The following is an 18,147-nucleotide window of genomic DNA, read 5'->3' as shown; positions in this document are numbered from 1 at the left end:
CCCTCCCCTCCGGTCGCTCCGCTCCCTACGGGACTCCCCCCTTCAGGGGGAGGAAGGGTTTCCGCCTACACCCATCCGCGCTGTCTCCAGCTACCAAGTACCAAGTACGGCGCCGAAGGCGGCGCCTACCGCCCTAACGCTGCCGCCACGGCGCGCACCTGAACCATGAGGTCGGCGAACTCTGATGGCAGTAGCGCCTGATCTCCGTCCACCTTGGCGGTCTCAGGGGTGGGGTGAACATCGATGATGAGACCATCCGCCCCGGCGGCGACCCCGGCCAGCGCCAGGGCCGGGACCAGCGACTTGCGGCCGCCGGAGTGACTGGGATCGATGATCACCGGCAGGTGGGACAGCTGCTTGATCACGGGCACCGCCGAGATGTCGAGAGTGTTGCGGGTCTGGGTCTCGAAGGTGCGGATCCCGCGCTCGCAGAGCACCACCTGCTCGTTGCCTTCCTTGAACACGTACTCGGCGGCGTTGAGCCACTCCTCGATCGTCGCGGTGAACCCGCGCTTGAGCAGCACCGGCTTGGGTTGGCGCCCGACTTCGGCGAGCAGCGGGAAGTTGGACATGGCGCGGGTGCCCACCCGCACCATGTCGGCGTAGGACGCCACCACCTCGACGTCGCGCGGGTCGACCACTTCGGCGACGAACGGAAGCCCGAACTCGGCCCGGGCCTCGACGAGCAGTTCGAGCCCCTTCTCGCCGAGCCCCTGGAACGAATACGGGGAGGTCCGCGGCTTGAAGGCGTCCCCGCGCAGGATGGAGGCACCCGCCCGGGCGACCGCTCCGGCGGCGGCGAACAGCTGCTCACGGCCCTCGACGGCACACGGGCCGGCCATCACGGTGACCGAACCGTTCCCCACCAACACACCCCCGACGTCGACGACCGTGGAGGTGGTCTGGAAGTCGCGGCTCACCAGCTTGTAAGGCTTGAGAACCGGAACGGCGCGCTCGACCCCTGGGAACGCCTCCCAGGGCAGCTGTTGGATCGCCGCCCGGTCACCGACCGCTCCGATGATGGTGCGGCGGCGACCCTCGGAGACGTGGGCTTCGGCGCCGATGTCGGTGAGTCGCTCCACCACCTGCTCGACGTCGGCGGCGGACGCGTCGGCCCGCATCACCACGATCATCGAGTCGTCGCCAGCCGGGTGTGCCATCAGGGCGACGATACCTGTCTCCGGTGGGCCACCGGCTCGAGCGGCTGCTCGTCGGTGCCCTCGCCCCTCGCTACTCGTTCCTCGCCCCTCAGTACTTGACCATCGGAGCCAGCGACGCAGCCTCGGAGACCCACTTCTCGACCATCTCCACGGTGGGGAGTCGACGCACCAGACGCCGCCTGTCGTTGGCGGCGACCATGGCGGCGTGGAGGTTGGCGGGCTTGCGCGTCTTGAGTTCACGCACCGTGTCGACGCCCGCCTCCTCCAGCAGGTCCGAGTACTCGGTGCCGATGCCCTTGACCCGCATGAGGTCGGCGCGGTTCACCCACTCGAGGATGGAGGGCTCCGGGATCTTCGTCTCGGTGGCCAACCGCTTGCGAGCCGCCTTGGTCGAGGAGCGACGCAGCAGGGCCTCGGTCGTTCGGATGCGGTGCTTGCGCAGGGTCGTCGCTTGCCTGATCCCCAATCCGTGGATGCTGGCGATGGAGGGCATCCCGCTCCTTCCCAAGTCGGCCCCGGTCTGTTCACCGTCCGGGCGGCCTACCCGGGACGGGGGCCGAGACTACCGACCCAACGAGTGGCGCGCTCAGGGGGTACGCGAACAGGCTCGCTCCGGGATCAGGTTTCGGCTTGTGGCAAGCCGAAACCTGACGGAGCCAGCGACCTGTTCGCGTACCCCCTCAGTCGAGGTCGGCGACGTCGAATTCGGTGTCGATGTCGCGCGGCGGCATGTGGTCGAAACGGACCTCCTCGACGACACGCGGATGCGCGGCCAGGAACGCCGAGGCGCCGGTGTCGCCTTCGAGGGCCATGAGCCGCTCCCAAAGCGAACGCTCGAGGAGGACCGGATTCCCCCGGTCGTACCGATACACGGGGACAACCGCCTGCTTGGTCGTGTCCATCGCCGCCTCGATCAGCCGTTGCGGGACGTCGTCGGGGATGGACGGCTGGTCGCCGAGCGCCACCAGGGCGTGAGTCAGTTTGGAATCTCGCGACAGGATGTCGAGCCCCACCCGGAGCGACGATGCGATGCCCTCCCCCCAATCGTCGTTGACCGCAACCATCGCCTCCCCGAAGTCGACGGCCTCGAGAATGTCATCGGCACCTGAGCCGAGCACGACGACGACCGGATCCACCGGCCAGGAGCGAACCGCGTCGACCACCCGCTGGAGCAGCGGCACGCCGTCGACCTCGACGAGTTGCTTTGGACGACCCAGACGACTGGATCGCCCACCGGCGAGGACGATGGCAGCGGTAGTGGTCATGGAGACGCGATGGTAGGGAGCCGTCACCGGTCGCCCGTCGCCCGTCGCCCGTCGCCCGTCGCCCGTCGCCCGTCAGAGCCAAAGGCCAACACACGGTCCGGCGCGTCCTGCGAATCGCGAATCGCGAATCGCGAATTGCGCCTCCCGTAACCAGCGCCACGGCTCACGTGTCCAACACGGGCTCGCGCGAATCTGCCAATCTTGGAGCCGTAGTGCAATCGTCAGGGAGACCGTCGTGATCGTCGGGGTGCCGAGGGAGATAAAGACCGAGGAGTACCGCGTGGCCCTCACCCCGGTGGGGGTGCGGGAGCTGGTGGTAAAGGGTCACCGCGTCCTGGTCGAACGGGACGCCGGAACCGGCTCGTCGATCACCGACGCCGCGTACGAAGCGGTCGGCGCCGAGATCGTCCCGGGGGCGGCAGACGTGTTCGGCGGCGCCGACCTGATCGTCAAGGTGAAGGAACCGCAGCCGTCCGAGATCTCCATGCTCGAACCCCGGCACACGCTGTTCACCTACCTCCACCTCGCCGCCTACCCGGATAAGGCCAGGGCTCTGATCGAGTCGGGGGCCACGGCGATCGCCTACGAGACCGTGCAACTGGCCAACGGTGTCCTGCCACTGCTCGCCCCGATGAGTGAGATCGCCGGCAGGATGGCCGTCCAGGCCGGTGCCCACTACCTGGAGCGGCCCCGCGGCGGTCGCGGAGTGCTGCTCGGTGGCGTCCCCGGGGTGTCTCCCGGCAAGGTCACCGTGCTCGGCGCCGGCATGGCCGGACGCAACGCCGCCATGATCGCCGTGGGCATGGGCGCCCAGGTGGTGATCCTCGACATCAACGTGGCGCCGCTCCGGCACCTGGAGGAACTGCGCTGGGGCCGCCTCACCACCGTGACCTCGTCGACCCTGGCGATCGAACGCTTTGTCGCCGAGTCCGATCTCGTCGTCGGAGCGGTCCTCGTCCCGGGCGCCCGGGCGCCGATCGTCGTCACCGAGGATCTCGTGGCGGCGATGCGACCCGGGTCGGTGATGGTCGACATCTCGATCGACCAGGGCGGCTGCATCGAGACGGCACGCGAAACCACCCACAGCGACCCGGTCTACGAGGTGCACGGAGTGATCCACTACGCCGTGGGCAACATCCCCGGAGCGGTGCCGAACACGGCGACGTACGCCCTCACCAACGCCACGCTGCCGTACGTGGTCGCCGTCGCCGACGGACTCCCCGAGGCCGCGCGGCGGCACCCCGAGCTTCTCTCCGGCGTCAACGTCGCCGGGGGTTCGGTCACCAACGCGGCCGTCGCCGCCTACCTCGGCGTGGAGTACGTGAACGCCGCCGCAGTGGTAGCGGCGTAGGGAGGCCGTCGGCACAGCCGACGGCCGTACTTGGTACTTAGTAGTCGGCACGAGCCGCGATCTGCCCTCTCACCCACCACGCTCGGATTCGCTAGGGTCCCGGGCGGAACAAGGGATTCACCCACTGACTCCACGGAGGAGCACGTGACACGGAACCGCCTACGACTGTTCGTGGCGCTCACCACCATCGCCGCCGTACTACCGATCGGCCTGGCCGCGGCTGTCGACGGGCAATGCGGTGAACTCTTCACCCCGATCTACGACATCCAGGGTTCGGGCGACTCCAGCCCCTTCGAACACCAATGGGTCACCACCGAGGGCGTCGTCACTCATGACGTGCAGAAGTCCTCGGAGTTGAGTGGATTTTTCCTCCAGGATCCAGTCGGTGACGGTGATCCCGCCACCTCGGATGGAATATTCGTGTCCCATCGCAACACCTGGGGCTTCGACGTAAACGTCGGCGATCATTTGCGGATCACGGGCTTCGTGGACGAACGCTTCGGTGAGACGCAGCTGCAGAACATCGACGTGATCACGTGCGACACCGGGGTAAGCATCGCCCCGACGGTCGCCACCGTCCCGATGGACTTCGAGACCATCGAGGGCATGCTGGTGACCTTCCCGCAGACCCTCTACATATCGGAGTTCTTCAACTTCGACCGGTTCGGCGAGATCGTGGTGACCACGGAGCGGCAGTACCAGCCGTCGCAGATCGCCGAGCCCGGTTCCGCCAAGGCCTTCGCCATCCAGGAGGCCAATGCCGCCAACCGGATCACGATCGACGACAACCGCACTTCATCGAACCCTGATCCGGCGATCCACCCCAACGGGCTGGAGTTCACGCTCACCAATACGTTCCGTGGGGGCGACACCCTCACCAACGTGACCGGCGCCATCAGCTACGGCTTCGGCCTGTTCCGGATCCAGCCGACCACCGGCGCTGACTACGAGAACACCAACCCACGGCCGACCAGCCCGGACCCGATCCGGGGAGATGTCCGGGTGGCCTCGTTCAACGTGCTCAACTTCTTCACGACCATCGACTCCGGCCCGGACGTCTGTGGGCCCACCGGGCTGTCGGACTGCCGGGGTGCCGACAACGTCACCGAGTACAACCGGCAGTTGGCAAAACTGCTTGTCGGGATCATTGCCCTGGACGCCGACATCGTCGCCATCCAGGAAATCGAGAGCGGGGTACGCGATGCCGATGGGGTGCCCGATCACACCGCGATCGAGACCCTCGTTGCCGAACTCAATGCGATCGAAGGTCCCGGGACGTGGGCGTGGATCGGCGAGCTCGATCACTACAACGACTACCCGGTTCGCAACGAGATCATCTATCGCGTCTCGTCGGTGGTGCCGGTAGGTGCTCCGCAGACGATCGCCGACCCGGCGTTCGACAGCGTGCGTCCACCACTCTCGTACCTGTGGGACGTCGAGCCTCTGGGCAGGCCGCCCGTGGCGCAGACTTTCCATCCGGTGGGTGAGCCCGGCAAAGTGTTCACCGTGGTGAACAACCACTTCAAGTCGAAAGGCTCGAGCTGCGCCTCGATCGGCGATCCCTTCGATGTCCATCAGGCGAACTGCAACCTGACGCGGGTGGCCCAGGCCGAGGCGCTTATGGCGTTCGTCGCCGACCTCCAGGAGTCGACCGGCGATCCCGACGTGCTGATCGTCGGAGATCTCAACTCCTACGCCAACGAGGACCCGATCGACCGGATCAAGCTCGGTCCCGACGGCATACAGGGCGGAGGGGACAACTTCTTCGACCTGATCAACAAGCCCGGGAAGAACACGGCCTACACGTACCTGTTCGACGGCCAGCTGGGAACCCTCGACTATGCCCTGGCGAGCGCATCGCTGCTCTCGCAGGTGAAGGGCGTGACGGTGTTCCACATCAATGCCGACGAGCCGGACATCCTCGACTACGACACCTCGTTCAAGAAGGCGGCACAAGACGCACTGTTCGAGCCCTTGCCTTACCGGGTGTCCGACCACGATCCGGTGATCGTGGGCCTGGTCCTCATAGGCTGACCCGGTCGCTGTGATGAGGAGAAGAGGGGCCGGCCCTGGTGCCGGCCCCTCTTCATTGGGCCTGGACGACCCGCAAACGGACCCGACGATCGGTTAGCGTCGGGTGACCGCAAACACAGGAGACCTGAATGCGGCGCACCCTCCCCCTGCTGCTCGGCTTGTCGCTTCGCGGTGGGCCCGGGCCGGATCAGCAAGACCCGCCAGACCGCCTCTTGCGTCTTGACTGTCGCTTCTTACTTCTTGCCTCTTGTCTCTCGCCTCTCCTCCCCCTTCCGATCGCCGGGATGGCTCAGTACCCTCTGGCTCATGGAGCGGATCAGCGTCGACATATCGAAGGACTGGCTGTCGGTCGCCGATGTGTGTGAGTACATGGACGTCTCCCCGTTCGTGGTGACCCGAGTGCTGCGGGCAGGTGACCTTCCCGCCGTGAAGATGGGCCGTGAGTGGCGGATCTCTCGAGTCGACTTCGAGGAGTGGCTCAACGCCCAACGACTGTCGCCCATCGTCAGCCGGAGACCGTGAGCACGACCACCACACCCCAACGGACCGATCACCCATCCGTCGATACCGACCACGAGTCCGACCGACCCTGGCAGGTGGTCGTGTGGAACGACCCCGTCAACCTCATGTCGTATGTGGTGTGGGTCCTGCGCAAACTGTTCGGACATTCCGTGGAGGAAGCCACCCGCCTGATGCTGCAGGTCCATCACGAGGGCCGGGCGGTCGTGTCCAACGGGCCGTTGGAGAAGGCAGAGCACGACTGCCATCGGCTGCACCACCACGGCCTGTGGGCCACGCTGGAGCGAACGTGAAAGAGCCCTTCGCCCGAGCCGGCGACGGTGTCGCCGTCCGCCTCGGCGCCGATGAACGCCGGGTGCTCAGAGGGCTGACCGGCGTCATCGAGGCTGCGGGCGACGCCGACGGCCGCTTCGCCTACACGGCGCACCCGGACGACGCCGAAGCCGACCACGGATACCGCGCCCTGCTCGGGGACTCACTCGACACCGCCCGCGGCGAGGACCGGACGATGATGACCGCCACCCTCGACGCCAAGGTCCTCGACGAGGAGGCGGCGATGGCCTGGATGCGGGTCATCGGCGATGCCCGCATCGCCCTCGCCCACCGCCTGGGCATCGAAGACGACGGCTGGGAGGAGGCAAGGGATCCGACCGATCCCGAGACCGCCCTGCTCATGTACCTCGGGTACCTCCAGGACACGCTGGTACGCGTCCTGACCTGACGCCACGGACGGCGATACTGGGGCTATGCCGGACCGCAACGTGCTCGGAAAACAGCTCGAGCCCTGTTCCTCCGACCCGATGACCGGGTTCTACCGAGACGGAAACTGCGCCACCGGACCCGACGATCTCGGCAGCCACACCATCTGCGCCGTGGTAACCGCCGAGTTCCTCGACCACCAGCGCTTCATCGGCAACGACCTGACCACGCCGATGCCCGGGTTCCGGTTTCCCGGCCTTCGTCCCGGGGACCGCTGGTGCGTCACCGCCCGCAACTGGGCCCGAGCCCACGCCGATGGCGCCGCCGCCCCGGTGGTGCTGGCCTCCACCAACGAGGCGGTCCTCGACATCGTCCCGCTCGACGTCCTCGAGGAATACGCCGTCGACGTCCCCGAGGATGCGAGCGGGCTGGAGTAGGTCAGACTCGCGAAATCTCGACTCGACGACACCCTTGAGGTGGCCCCCCTCGGTTGATAGGTAACCGGCACCGTCACGCGTCGAATGATGCGCACTCCCCTGACGGCTCCCGAAGGGGACGCTGTGGAGACGAGTGCCCACCCCGACCTGGCGAGTCTCGGAAGACGACTGCGCGACCGGATGGACCGCACGCTCGAGGCCGAGATGGAGGCGGCGCGCTGCGCCGCTCGACGCAACCGCTCACTCCGGGACGTGTTCCTGGCTGCCGAAGACGCCGGGTCGGCGGTTCGCCTCACCGCCACCGACGGCGGGACCCACTGCGGTCGGGTATCCGGGGTCGGAATCGACCACGTGGAGATCGGATCCGACCGCGGTCTCCGAGTCGTCGCCTTCCCCCATGTGGTGAGCGTGGAACTGAGCACATGAGGGGACGCCGATTCGAACTCGACCTCCGCCTGGCACTCGCCGCCGTCGCCGCCCTCGTCGCCGGGCTCGCCACTGCGGCACTCACCGCGCCACCCTCAGCCATTGACGTGGTCGTCGCCGACGGACCGCTCCCCCCCGGTGTGGCCATCGGGTCCCTACCCACACGCACCGTTCCCATCGTCGACCCCGGCCCGGTCCTCCTTGCCGCCAACCTCGACACCGCTTCCGGGATGGTGCTCACCGCTCGGCTCGCCGACGGCGATCCGGTTCTCCTGTCGCTCCTCGCCGAGCCCCCTTCGGCACGCCTCGACACGATCGGCCTGACGCTGCGGTCGGACCGGGCGGTCCACGGTGACCTGGTGGCGGGCGATCGAGTCGCCGTGTACGCCCTCAGTGAGGACGCATCGCCCCGTCGGCTCTCTCCTTCGGTTCTGGTCCTCGATGCCGAACCCGGTGCCGGCGGACTCGGATCGTCGGACGTGGCTCTGCTGCTGGCGGTGAGCGATCGACAGGCGCGCGCCCTGATCCAAGGCGTGGACGAGGGATCGCTCTACCTGGTGAAGGTCGACCGATGACCCTCCGGGTCGCCACGGTGCTCTCGGCACGCGAGTGGGAGGCGCGCCTCGTCGCGGCGGCCCGAGCCTCGGCGACGGTTCGGCTCACGCTGCGAGCGTTCCGCCCCGGTGACGTCTCCGAACTCGCCAACGCCCTCGATGTGGTCGTCGTCGGATCGGAGACACCGTGGGCCACGCCGGCACGCCTCATGTCGTGGCAGCGGGTGGGACTTCGGGTGGTGGGGATCCATCCGGTGGGCGACGGCCCCGCTGCCGATCGTCTTCGCTCCGGAGGGGCCGATGTCGTCCTCCCCGACGACCTCGACGCCGAAGTGATGCTGCGCGAGATCCGCCTGCTCGAACCGGTCACTGCCAGCTCTGCGGAGGCCAAGCCGCTCACGGTTGTGACCGGGGCCCGTGGCGCTCCGGGGCGAACCGAGATCGCCGTCGCCATGGCGTGGAGCGCCTCGCGGTCGGCACCGACAACCCTGGTCGATGCCGACACCGATGCCCCAGGGGTGTCCATCCGCCTCGGACTGGAGCCGCGGCCCGATCTCACCGACGCCGTCGATCGCGTGCACGAGACCGGAGGCGCGCCGACGACTCTGCTCCATTCGGTGGGACTCCTCGGTGTGCTCCCCGGATCGCACCGTCGGGGCGAGCCCCGACTCCGAGCCGAGTCGGTACTCGACGTGATCGACGCCCTGCGGGCGGTGAGCGGCGTCATCATCGACGCCGGACCGTCGTGCCCCGACGATCTCCTCAAGGCGTCCGACGAGGCGATCGTGGTCGTCGACGCGACACCGCGGGGCATCGTGCGGGCGACCGAGATGATCGAGTCGTGGGCAGGTCCGCCACCGCGTCTCGTCCTCAACCGGGTTCCCCGGTCGGGAGCACGCGAGGCGGTCAGATCGGTACGGCGGTGGACCGGTCTCGATCCCCTCGTGATCCTCGGGGACATGCCGACCGTCGCCGCGGCTGCTCGGGTGGCGGGTCCACCCCCAAAGAGTCTGCTGGCCCGCCTCCGACCGCTCTCATCGGAGGTGCACAGGTGAGTGTCGCCTTCCTCGACGACGTCCTCTCCGACCCCCTGGTGGAGGAGGTGATCGTCCTCGGCGGCGGGCGCACCTTCGTCGTCCGAGCGGGCAGTAAACAGCTGCTCCCCGACGTGGTCGACACCGACACGGTCAGGACCCTCATCGACCGCCTCCTCGACGGGACGGGGCGTCGCCTCGACCTAGCGAGTCCCATCGTTTCCGCCCAACTCCCCGATGGAAGCCGGGTACACATCACCGGGCCGCCGGTCACGCACCCGGATCGCATCAACGTCCAGATCAGGAGGTTCGTCGTCGCCGCCGCCGGCCTCGACGACCTGGTGGAGGTCGGATCGATGCCGAACCGGGTCGCCGACCTGCTCCGACAGTCGGTCGTCGCCGGGGACACGATCCTGATCGCCGGGGCACCCGGTGCTGGCAAGACCACCTTGGTCAACTGCCTCCTCACCGAGGTGCCACCGGACCGGCGGGTGGTGACCTGCGAGGAGGTGTTCGAGGTCGACGCCGACCTCCCAGACATGACGCAGATGCAGACCCGCGAAGCCGGCCTCGACGGCGGCGGCGAGATCACCCTGCGCGATCTGATCCGGTCCTCACTGCGCCAGCGGCCTGACCTCATCGTCGTCGGCGAGGTGCGCGGTCCCGAGGCACTCGACCTGGTGCTCGCCCTCAACGCCGGCTGCTCGGGAATCGCCACCCTGCACGCCAACTCGGCCGCCGACGCTCTGGACAAAGTGGTCGGGTACTGCGTGCTCGCGGGGAGCAACGTGCACGTCGATTACGTGCGCCGCGCCCTCGCCGCGGTTACCGACCTGGTCGTCTTCATGGAAAGAACCCCTTCTGGGCGCCGGATTCGGGAAGTGACGGGAGTGGTCGGTATCGACGCCCACGGGGCGTTCGATCCGGATCCCGTGTACTCGGTGAACGAGGCGCCATGAGGGTCGTCGCCGCGCTCGCCGCCTTCTCCATCCCGCTGACGCTGGCCATGCCGAGGCGGCTGCTGCGAACCTCGACGGCTGTCGGCGTGCTGTCGCGGATTGGGCTCGGGCTGACAGCGGGAGTGATCGGGTACGGTCTCGCTGCGGCTTCCGGTGCCCCCAACGCCGTCTCCGTCGCCGTGGGCGTCCTCGTCATGCCGGTCCCGTCCGGTATCCGCGCCTGGCGACGCCGTCGCGCCTCTCATCAGATCGCCGACCGCTGGGCCGACTTCCTCGCCGCCATCAGGACCAGGGTCGCTGGCGGATCGCCGATCCCGGAGGCGACACGATCGGCGGGAAGGCACCTCGGTGGGCGTTTCGCCGACCTCGACCGTGGTTGGGGAGCGAGTTTCAGCGACACGATGCAGATCGTCCGCGCCGAGTGGGACGACCCGGTCGCCGATCGCGTGTTCATGACCCTGGTCACGGCGGCGACGGTCGGCGGCGGTCGGGTGGACGGGATCCTGGCCCACCTGGCGGCCTCGATCGCGGCGGACGTGCGACTCCGGCGTGCCCATGACGCCTCCCTTACCCAGCAGCGGCTCACCGCTCGAGTGGCGCTGCTCGCGCCGTGGGCGATCCTCGTACTCACCCTCGCCACCAATCCGACCGCGGCTACGAGCTACGCCGCCCCGACGGGTACCGCCATCGTGGCGGGTGGATTGGCCGCCACAACGATCGGCTACGCGCTGGCGGTGAGGACCGCCCGCCTCTCCGAGCCGCCGAGGCTGTTTCGATGACCGCGGTCCTGGTGGCGGCCGCCGCAGCGCTGTTGGTGGTCTCGGTGCGTCCCCGCCAGCCCGTCATCGACCGGTACCTGGTGACCGAACCGACCCGAACTACGCGACGCCAGCGGACGATACGGGTGCCGGCATCGGCGATGGTCGGCGGGGCCCTGGGCGTCGTCGTGGCCGCAGCAGCGGAGGGGACCGGCATCGCCCCGGTGCCCCTGCTCGCCGTCGCCGGGATCGTCGGCTCTCGGGTCGGAGCCGCCCGCAGGGAGCGGCTCCGCATGGTCCGGCTGGAGCACGAGCTCCCGACGGTGACCGATGCGCTCGCCCTCTCGATCCTCGCCGGCGACTCGGTGTCGGGAGCGATCAGGCATCTGTGCGGATCGGCCGGCGGCGTGGTCACCGACGAGCTGCGTGCCGTCGTGGACTCGGGGGCGGACGGGCTCGAAGCGCGTCTGCGGGCCGCCGCCGATGGCACGGCGAGTCCCCAGGCGCGGCGTCTGTACCTCCTCCTCGCCCACGGTCATCGGGCCGGGGGCCGACTCGCCGAAAACCTCTCCGATCTCGCCGACGACCTGCGCGGCGGTCTCGAGCATCGTTTGACCGCCGAGGGCGGTACCCGTGCCCTGGCGGTGTACGGACCGATCCTCGGACTCATGATCCCAGTGACCCTGGTGTTTCTCATGTACCCGACCCTGGCAGGGCTCACCGCCCTGGCCCGACCGTGAAAGGAGCGAATGTGTGGCATGGCCAGAAGCCAACCCTGAACGACGAGGACGGCGTCACCACCGTCGAGTGGCTCGGCATGGCGGCGATCGCGGTGCTCGTGGTGGCGGTGCTGCTACCCCAGATCCGATCGGCAGCGACATCGCTGTGGGCATCGATCGTCGGCCAGATGTCGGGGTTCTTCGGCTAGACCACGGCAGCGCGGTTATCGAGGGCATTGCGTCGATGGCGGCCGTGTTCCTCCTGCTGACGCTGCTGGTGCAGATGTCACTCGCCATGAGTGCCCGATCGATCGCCGACTCGGCGGTGGCGGCGAGCGCCCGTCGGGCCGCCGTCGAGGATGTCGATCCGGCGAGGGAGGCCGCGTCGCTCCTCGCCGAAGTCGCCTCGGCGGTTCCCGGTGCCATCGATGTGGTGGCCGATGTGACCGTCGACGCCCGAAGGGCCGTCGCCGAGGCCCGGTTCACCTGGGTTCCACCGGGACCGATCCTCATCCCCTTCAGCATCGCCACCAGAGCCGAGGTCCAGCGTGCGACTCCCCCGTGACGACGGGTCGGTGCTCGTCGCCGACATCGCCCTCGCCGCCGGGGTGCTGATCGTGGTCGCGGCGATCACCTCGGCGGTAGGGGTCCTCGCCGACACGCGCCAGCGAGTCGACGAGGCGGCGCGTACCGCGGCGATCGTCGCCGCCCGAAGTGGCGATCTGAACGACGCCACGCTCGTCGCGCGCGGCATCGCACCCGACGGCGCGGCGATCACCGTCACCGAGGCGAGAGGGTCGGTGACCGCGACGGTCTCGACACGGGTCCGCCTCCCTCACCCGGTGCTGCGCTGGGTGAGCCTCGGCGTCGCCGCCTCCGTGGTACAGCCGGTTGCGCCGTACCGATCGGCGCCGTGAACGACCGCGGGTCGGTTCCCCTGACCCTCGCCGTGCTGCTCTTCGGATCGGTGGTCATGCTGGGCCTGGCCGTGGATCTGGCTCGGGTGGCTGCGGCGTGGCGGCAGGCATCCCACACCGCATCGGCCGCCGCCGAGGCGGGGGCCGGTTGGATCGACGAGTCCGCCGCCCGCCTCGACAGGCTCTCTCTGGACGCCGGTCGTGCCCGCGAGGCGGCGCTCGCCGTGGCTGTCGCCCCACATCGCTCCGCCGAGGTCGCGGCAACCAGCACTCGCGTCTGCGTTCGGGTGACGGTCCCGGTACCGGTCTCGATCCTCCGGGTGGTCGGCGCCGGCGCCACCAGGGTCACAGCGTCGGCCTGTGCCGTACCGGTCCAGGGTTGACCCCGGCAGAGACAGCCCCAAACCCCGGGTACCGTCGCACCCATGCGCAACCGAGACCGCCCGGACGGCGGGAACCTGACCGCTCGGATTTCTCATTGGGCGAGCGTTGGGGCGGCCGACTCGCCCCTGTACGGAGCCGTCGGCACTGCCCTGGCCGACGATCCGACGGTGCTGGCGATCCTCGGGGAGGCTCCCGAGGGCTTGCCGGCCCCGCTCAACCTGTTCGCCGCCGTCCACTACCTGCTGGCGATGCATCCCGAGGACCCGCTCGCTGCTCACTATCCGAGCATCGCCCGCGACGCCACGCCGCAGGGTGATGCACCGCCGCTGTTCAAGGACTTCTGCGAGCGGCATGTCGACGAGTTGACCGATCTTGTCACCACTCGCGGTGTCCAGACCAACGAGGTGCTCCGCTGCTCAATCCTTCTCCCGGCCTTCGCCGTCGTAGCCGACCAGTCGGAGGCCCCATTGTGGCTCATCGAACTGGGACCGAGCGCCGGTCTCAACCTGCTGTTCGATCGGTACCGCTTCGACTACGGGCATCTGGGAACCACCGGTCCTGAGGACTCACCGCTGACGCTGACCCCCGAGATCCGGTCGGGCACACCACCGGTACCCGATCCGCTGCCCACGGTGGCAGGTCGCATCGGCGTGGATCTCAACCCGGTCGACCCGTTCGACGCCGACGCCGTCGCCTGGCAGCGGGCCCTGATATGGCCCGAGTCGAAGGCACGCTTCGTCCGCCTCGAGACCGCTCTCGCCGTCGCCCGGCAGGACCCGCCACCGGTGATCCGGGGCGACGCGGCGGAGGAGCTCCCCAAACTGCTCGAGGGAGTGCCCGCCGACGCCACGCCCCTGGTGTACCACTCGTTCGCCCTCAACCAGATCCCCGAGGAGGGGCGCGTCGTCATCCACCGCACCCTCTTGGAGCGTTCCGAGGAACGAACCATCCACCGGGTGTCGCTGGAGATGCCCGGGCCGGTGTCACTCCTCATCCACACCCGGTACGAGAACGGCGAAGCCCAGGAGATCGAGTTGGGCAGAGCCCACTTCCACGGCAAGTGGCTGGAGTGGGGGGAGGACAACGCAGAGAACGCTTAACGCTCAACGCAGGACCGCGCCAACTCTTGCGCTGAGCGCTGAGCCTCCGCCCACCACACAAGTATCGAGTGAACCCGAACCCCACAACGCAAGATCGCGCCGACTCTGGCGTTGAGCGTTAAGCGTTGAGCGTTGACCGCGCCCCTTCGATGCGCGCGCTGGCTATGTCCAGGTATGCCTGACTCGTGTCGTAGCCGACGAAGTGGCGGCCCATGCGCACTGCAGCGACGGCGGTGGACCCGGAGCCCATGAAGGGGTCGAGGACCAGGTCGCCGGCGAAGGTGTACAACTCGATGAGACGCGACGGCAGCTCCACGGGGAATGGTGCCGGGTGCCCGATGCGGCGCGCCGAGGCGGCCCTCATGTGCCACACCGACGTGGTCGCCTCGAGGAACTCCTCCTTGGCGATGGTGTCCTCGCCGATCCGGTTGCGCTGGTAGGTGCCCTTCGACGCCACCAGGATGTACTCGTGGACGTCGCGCAGGGTCGGGTTCTTCGCCGACCGCCAGGATCCCCAGGCGCACGATCCTCCGGCGCCGGCGGCCTTCTGCCAGATGATCTCGCCCCGCAGTAGCAGCCCGATGTCGGCAAGCATCCCGGCCACGTGGTGGTTGAGGGGCAGATACGGCTTGCGACCCAGGTTGGCGATGTTGACCGCAACCCGGCCCCCCGGCTCCAGCACCCGCGCCGTCTCCTTGAGTACCCGGTGCAGCAGGTCCAGGTAGTCGTGGAGGGTGAGGTCGTCGTCGTACTCCTTGCCCACGTTGTACGGGGGTGAGGTGACCATGAGGGCGACACAGTCGTCGGGGAGCTCCTCCATCGTCTCCGACGACTTACAGAACAGCCGGTCGATCACGAAAGCGGGCGGATCGACGGGTTGGCCCACGGTCGTCGGGGCGGCGTGCTGCGACATGCGACGGCCGTAGAAGGCGGCTGCGTCGTGGCTCTCGCGCTTGCCCGCGCCGAAGCTGGCGGTTTCGGTTCCCACCGGTGTCACACCTCCGGACGTGGCAGGCAACCGTAGCCTGACTTATCCACAGGCGCGAGGATTGAACGCCGGACGCGAAGCGGGAGGTCGGCTCAGGCGGAGCGCAGGGCGGGACGGCCGCTGGCCACCGGGGTGGCCACGTGGGCGTCCTGCACCAGTGCGATCAGCTCCTGCCAGTCCCGCTTGGGAGCGCAGTCGACGCAGAACGACTCGGTGCCTCGGTTTTCGACGGCGCCGTCGGCGCCGCAACGGGTGCACTTCATACCCCGGCTATCGGACTGTTTCAGAAGGGCCTAAAGCGGTAAGGGGCGAAAACCAAGACCAAGAGTCGCGCTACTCGTCGAACACCCGGCGGGCGAGCAGCATGGCGAGGTCCTGGACGACGACCTCCTCGTTGCCCAACTCCTTGACGCCGTCGTCGAGCATCACGTAACAGAACGGGCAGCCGGTGGCGATGACGTCGGCCCCGGTGGCGATCGCCTCCTCGGTGCGCTCGATGTTGACCTTCTTGCCGTCGTGCTCCTCCATCCACATGCGCGACCCACCGGCGCCGCAGCAGAAGGATCCGGTTCCGCACCGGGGCATCTCCACCAGCTCACCGGCAATCGACGACAGCACGTCGCGGGGGGCGACGTACACGTCGTTGTGGCGGCCCAGATAGCACGGGTCGTGATAGGTGATCCGCTGATCGCTCGGCCCCTTCGGCGTGATCCGCCCGTCGGCGAGCAGGTCCATGAGCACCTGGCTGTGGTGGACCACCTCGTAGGATCCGCCGAACTGCGGATACTCGTTGGCGATGGTGTTGAAGCAATGCGGGCACTGGGTGACCACCTTGCGGACCCCGAGATCGTCGAGGGTTTGGATGTTCTGCAGCGCGAGCTGTTGGAATACGAACTCGTTGCCGGCCCGGCGAGCCGGGTCGCCGGTGCACAGCTCCATCGGCCCGAGGATGGCGAAGTCCACGCCGGCCTCGTGCAGCAGCCGCGCCGTCGACACGGTCACCTTCTTGTTGCGGTCGTCGAACGACCCGGCGCAGCCCACCCAGTACAGGTACTCGGCGGTCACCCCGGGCTCGCCGAGGCGCTTCACCTCGAAGTCGAGTGACGCCGTCCAGTCGGCCCGGTTCTGCTGGCTCATGCCGTACGGGTTCGACGAGTTCTCCAGGCTGATGAACGTCTTGCCCAGCTCGGCGGGGAACTCCCCTTCTATGAGCGTCAGGAAGCGGCGCATGTCGAGGATCTTGTCGAGGATCTCGATGTCGACCGGGCACACCTCGTCGCAGGCACGGCACGACGTGCACGCCCACAGCTCCTCGGCGGTGATCCGCTCGAACACGGAGTCGGAGCTCACCGTGATCGCGGCGTCGAGACCGACCGGCGGCGTGATCCGCGGTGACGCGGTGGCCGCGGCGACCTCGCCCAGTTTGAGCACGATCTCGCGCGGGTCGAGAGGCTTGCCGGTGGCATTCGCCGGGCACACGGAGGTGCAGCGGCCGCAGATGGTGCAGGCGTCGGTGTCGAGGAGCTGCTTCCAGGTGAACTCGGCGACCTTGGAGGCCCCGACCGTCTCCAGCTCCTCGGTCATCTCCAACAGGTTGGGCATCTCCCGCATCGCCCCCTTGGGGCGTTCGTGCGGCGCCAGGGCCATGTTCAACGGCGACATGAACATGTGGCGCAGCTTGGTGGTGGGCAGCACCACGAGGAAGGCGAGGAAGGCCACCGCATGGGTCACCCACCAGGCGAGGTGGATCGCCGACGCCGATGCCTGCGGCACCAGGCCGCTCAGGGGATAGCCGACGAAGGACCACGTCTCGAAGGCGGGACGGCCCACCAGCGCGATGCGAGCCCCCTCGACCGCAAAGCCGCTGATGCCGAGGAAGGCAAGCAAGCCGAGGATCAGTGCGTCCTCGGGCTTCGACTTGGTGCGGGCACGCCACGGGCGAACCCCCCACCGCCGGATCGCCGCCCAGGCCAACCCCGCCAGGAACACGAGACCGAAGGCGTCGAGGATCAGCGAGTACCACTGATAGAACGCCCCCTCGAGGAACTTGAGGCTGGTGGGGGCGATGTTGTCCAGCTCCAGGGTCACCGTGCCCAGGAACAGCACGATGAACCCGTAGTAGATCATGGCGTGCATCAGGCCGGTGTCCTTGCGCTCCATAACCGAGCGCATGCTCAGGCCACGCTCGAGCTCACGCAGACGGCGGCCCCACAGGCCACGGCGAGTCTCCGCGGCCCCGCGATCCCAGTTCTTCACCCGGATGGCGAACAGGTAGACGGCGTAGCCGATGACCAGGGTGACGGCGATGTAGAACCCGACGACGACCGGGTCAGGGATATTGCCGAAGACGACGCGACCGACCTCGGGATCGTGCTTGGGAGTGAGACCGCCCAACCACCAGAGGAGGAGCACGCTCGCCGGGGCGACGAACACCAGCGCCCAGACCAGCCTCACCATCCAGCGCGGCACCGGCTCACACCTCCGTCAACGACCCGCCGGAGTCTAAGGGGCGAGGGACGAGGGCCAGACGCGTCGCGGGGCCTCCGTAGGGTTAGCCCTCCCCCCTCCCCGCCTTCGGCGGTACTCCCCCCTTCGGGGGGAGAGAGTGGTAACGCACCGACGCGGGACGCAAGCGCTGACGGAGGGGTTGGCACCCTCAGGGCACCCACACCTCTCCTCCCCCGAAGGGGGAGGTGGCAGCGACCGCCAGATCGCTGACGGAGGGGGAGCCCAAACGCGTCGCGGGGCCTCCGTAGGGTTAGCCCTCCCCCCTCCCCGCCTTCGGCGCTACTCCCCCTATATGTCACGCTTGGTGGGTTGGGAGTGGGGCCCGGGGTGTGACT

23 protein-coding genes are annotated in these 18,147 nt (G+C 68.4%); 17 read left to right on the top strand and 6 right to left on the bottom strand.

Annotated elements, in window-relative coordinates:
• Positions 1-125: 125 nt before the first annotated feature.
• The 3 genes from aroF to WEA29_06345 form a co-directional block, all read right to left on the bottom strand.
• Positions 126-1,160 (bottom strand): 3-deoxy-7-phosphoheptulonate synthase, encoded by a 1,035-nt coding sequence (gene aroF / locus WEA29_06355; protein ID MEX2323377.1) that lies wholly within the window; start codon positions 1,158-1,160, stop codon positions 126-128.
• A gap of 88 nt (positions 1,161-1,248) precedes the next feature.
• The gene (locus WEA29_06350; protein ID MEX2323376.1) at positions 1,249-1,653 is read right to left on the bottom strand and encodes a DUF4332 domain-containing protein; all 405 of its coding nucleotides are present in this window, start codon (positions 1,651-1,653) and stop codon (positions 1,249-1,251) included.
• A gap of 187 nt (positions 1,654-1,840) precedes the next feature.
• Positions 1,841-2,425: a nucleotidyltransferase family protein gene (locus WEA29_06345; GenBank protein MEX2323375.1), complete on the bottom strand. Its 585-nt coding sequence runs from the start codon at positions 2,423-2,425 to the stop codon at positions 1,841-1,843.
• Between the two features lie 235 nt (positions 2,426-2,660).
• Between WEA29_06345 and ald the strand changes: the two genes are divergently transcribed.
• The 17 genes from ald to WEA29_06260 all read left to right on the top strand — a co-directional run bounded on the left by ald (position 2,661) and on the right by WEA29_06260 (position 14,316).
• Positions 2,661-3,776, top strand: coding sequence for an alanine dehydrogenase (ald, locus tag WEA29_06340; GenBank protein MEX2323374.1), 1,116 nt, complete (start codon positions 2,661-2,663; stop codon positions 3,774-3,776).
• Positions 3,777-3,920: 144 nt separating this feature from the next.
• Entirely contained in the window at positions 3,921-5,810 is a 1,890-nt protein-coding gene (locus tag WEA29_06335; protein MEX2323373.1) for an ExeM/NucH family extracellular endonuclease, read from the top strand.
• A 306-nt stretch (positions 5,811-6,116) separates the two neighbouring features.
• Positions 6,117-6,332 carry a helix-turn-helix domain-containing protein gene (locus tag WEA29_06330; GenBank protein MEX2323372.1) on the top strand — a complete coding sequence of 72 codons (216 nt, stop codon included), beginning with the start codon at positions 6,117-6,119 and terminating at the stop codon, positions 6,330-6,332.
• Positions 6,329-6,622 (top strand): ATP-dependent Clp protease adapter ClpS, encoded by a 294-nt coding sequence (gene clpS, locus WEA29_06325; protein ID MEX2323371.1) that lies wholly within the window; start codon positions 6,329-6,331, stop codon positions 6,620-6,622. The genes WEA29_06330 and clpS overlap by 4 nt, the downstream gene beginning before the upstream one ends.
• Positions 6,619-7,050 carry a DUF2017 family protein gene (locus tag WEA29_06320; GenBank protein MEX2323370.1) on the top strand — a complete coding sequence of 144 codons (432 nt, stop codon included), beginning with the start codon at positions 6,619-6,621 and terminating at the stop codon, positions 7,048-7,050. Before clpS ends, WEA29_06320 begins: the two co-directional genes overlap by 4 nt.
• A 25-nt stretch (positions 7,051-7,075) precedes the next feature.
• Positions 7,076-7,465, top strand: coding sequence for a DUF2237 domain-containing protein (locus tag WEA29_06315; protein ID MEX2323369.1), 390 nt, complete (start codon positions 7,076-7,078; stop codon positions 7,463-7,465).
• A gap of 84 nt (positions 7,466-7,549) precedes the next feature.
• The gene (locus tag WEA29_06310) at positions 7,550-7,891 is read left to right on the top strand and encodes a hypothetical protein (GenBank protein MEX2323368.1); all 342 of its coding nucleotides are present in this window, start codon (positions 7,550-7,552) and stop codon (positions 7,889-7,891) included.
• Complete coding sequence (locus WEA29_06305) at positions 7,888-8,466, top strand: hypothetical protein (protein MEX2323367.1); 579 nt, start codon at positions 7,888-7,890, stop codon at positions 8,464-8,466. The genes WEA29_06310 and WEA29_06305 overlap by 4 nt, the downstream gene beginning before the upstream one ends.
• Positions 8,463-9,500: a hypothetical protein gene (locus WEA29_06300; protein MEX2323366.1), complete on the top strand. Its 1,038-nt coding sequence runs from the start codon at positions 8,463-8,465 to the stop codon at positions 9,498-9,500. The genes WEA29_06305 and WEA29_06300 overlap by 4 nt, the downstream gene beginning before the upstream one ends.
• Entirely contained in the window at positions 9,497-10,438 is a 942-nt protein-coding gene (locus WEA29_06295; protein ID MEX2323365.1) for an ATPase, T2SS/T4P/T4SS family, read from the top strand. The genes WEA29_06300 and WEA29_06295 overlap by 4 nt, the downstream gene beginning before the upstream one ends.
• Complete coding sequence (locus WEA29_06290) at positions 10,435-11,217, top strand: type II secretion system F family protein (protein ID MEX2323364.1); 783 nt, start codon at positions 10,435-10,437, stop codon at positions 11,215-11,217. Before WEA29_06295 ends, WEA29_06290 begins: the two co-directional genes overlap by 4 nt.
• Positions 11,214-11,936 carry a type II secretion system F family protein gene (locus WEA29_06285; GenBank protein MEX2323363.1) on the top strand — a complete coding sequence of 241 codons (723 nt, stop codon included), beginning with the start codon at positions 11,214-11,216 and terminating at the stop codon, positions 11,934-11,936. Before WEA29_06290 ends, WEA29_06285 begins: the two co-directional genes overlap by 4 nt.
• 11 nt (positions 11,937-11,947) lie before the next feature.
• Positions 11,948-12,124 (top strand): hypothetical protein, encoded by a 177-nt coding sequence (locus tag WEA29_06280; protein MEX2323362.1) that lies wholly within the window; start codon positions 11,948-11,950, stop codon positions 12,122-12,124.
• Between the two features lie 35 nt (positions 12,125-12,159).
• Positions 12,160-12,480 (top strand): hypothetical protein, encoded by a 321-nt coding sequence (locus tag WEA29_06275; GenBank protein MEX2323361.1) that lies wholly within the window; start codon positions 12,160-12,162, stop codon positions 12,478-12,480.
• Positions 12,464-12,832, top strand: coding sequence for a hypothetical protein (locus tag WEA29_06270; GenBank protein MEX2323360.1), 369 nt, complete (start codon positions 12,464-12,466; stop codon positions 12,830-12,832). The genes WEA29_06275 and WEA29_06270 overlap by 17 nt, the downstream gene beginning before the upstream one ends.
• Entirely contained in the window at positions 12,829-13,215 is a 387-nt protein-coding gene (locus WEA29_06265) for a hypothetical protein (GenBank protein MEX2323359.1), read from the top strand. The genes WEA29_06270 and WEA29_06265 overlap by 4 nt, the downstream gene beginning before the upstream one ends.
• Positions 13,216-13,257: 42 nt before the next feature.
• Positions 13,258-14,316, top strand: a complete 1,059-nt coding sequence (locus WEA29_06260; GenBank protein ID MEX2323358.1) for a DUF2332 domain-containing protein — start codon at positions 13,258-13,260, stop codon at positions 14,314-14,316.
• 118 nt (positions 14,317-14,434) lie between these two features.
• Here the strand turns inward: WEA29_06260 and WEA29_06255 are convergent, their stop codons facing one another.
• The 3 genes from WEA29_06255 to WEA29_06245 form a co-directional block, all read right to left on the bottom strand.
• Positions 14,435-15,304: a site-specific DNA-methyltransferase gene (locus WEA29_06255; protein MEX2323357.1), complete on the bottom strand. Its 870-nt coding sequence runs from the start codon at positions 15,302-15,304 to the stop codon at positions 14,435-14,437.
• A 92-nt stretch (positions 15,305-15,396) separates the two neighbouring features.
• Positions 15,397-15,567 carry a hypothetical protein gene (locus WEA29_06250; GenBank protein MEX2323356.1) on the bottom strand — a complete coding sequence of 57 codons (171 nt, stop codon included), beginning with the start codon at positions 15,565-15,567 and terminating at the stop codon, positions 15,397-15,399.
• A 70-nt stretch (positions 15,568-15,637) separates the two neighbouring features.
• Positions 15,638-17,761: a heterodisulfide reductase-related iron-sulfur binding cluster gene (locus WEA29_06245; protein MEX2323355.1), complete on the bottom strand. Its 2,124-nt coding sequence runs from the start codon at positions 17,759-17,761 to the stop codon at positions 15,638-15,640.
• Positions 17,762-18,147 lie beyond the last annotated feature (386 nt).

This window comes from Acidimicrobiia bacterium, from assembly GCA_040902765.1.
Lineage (GTDB): Bacteria > Actinomycetota > Acidimicrobiia > Spongiisociales > UBA11373 > DATKBG01.
This window is presented reverse-complemented; position numbering and strand designations above follow the sequence as displayed.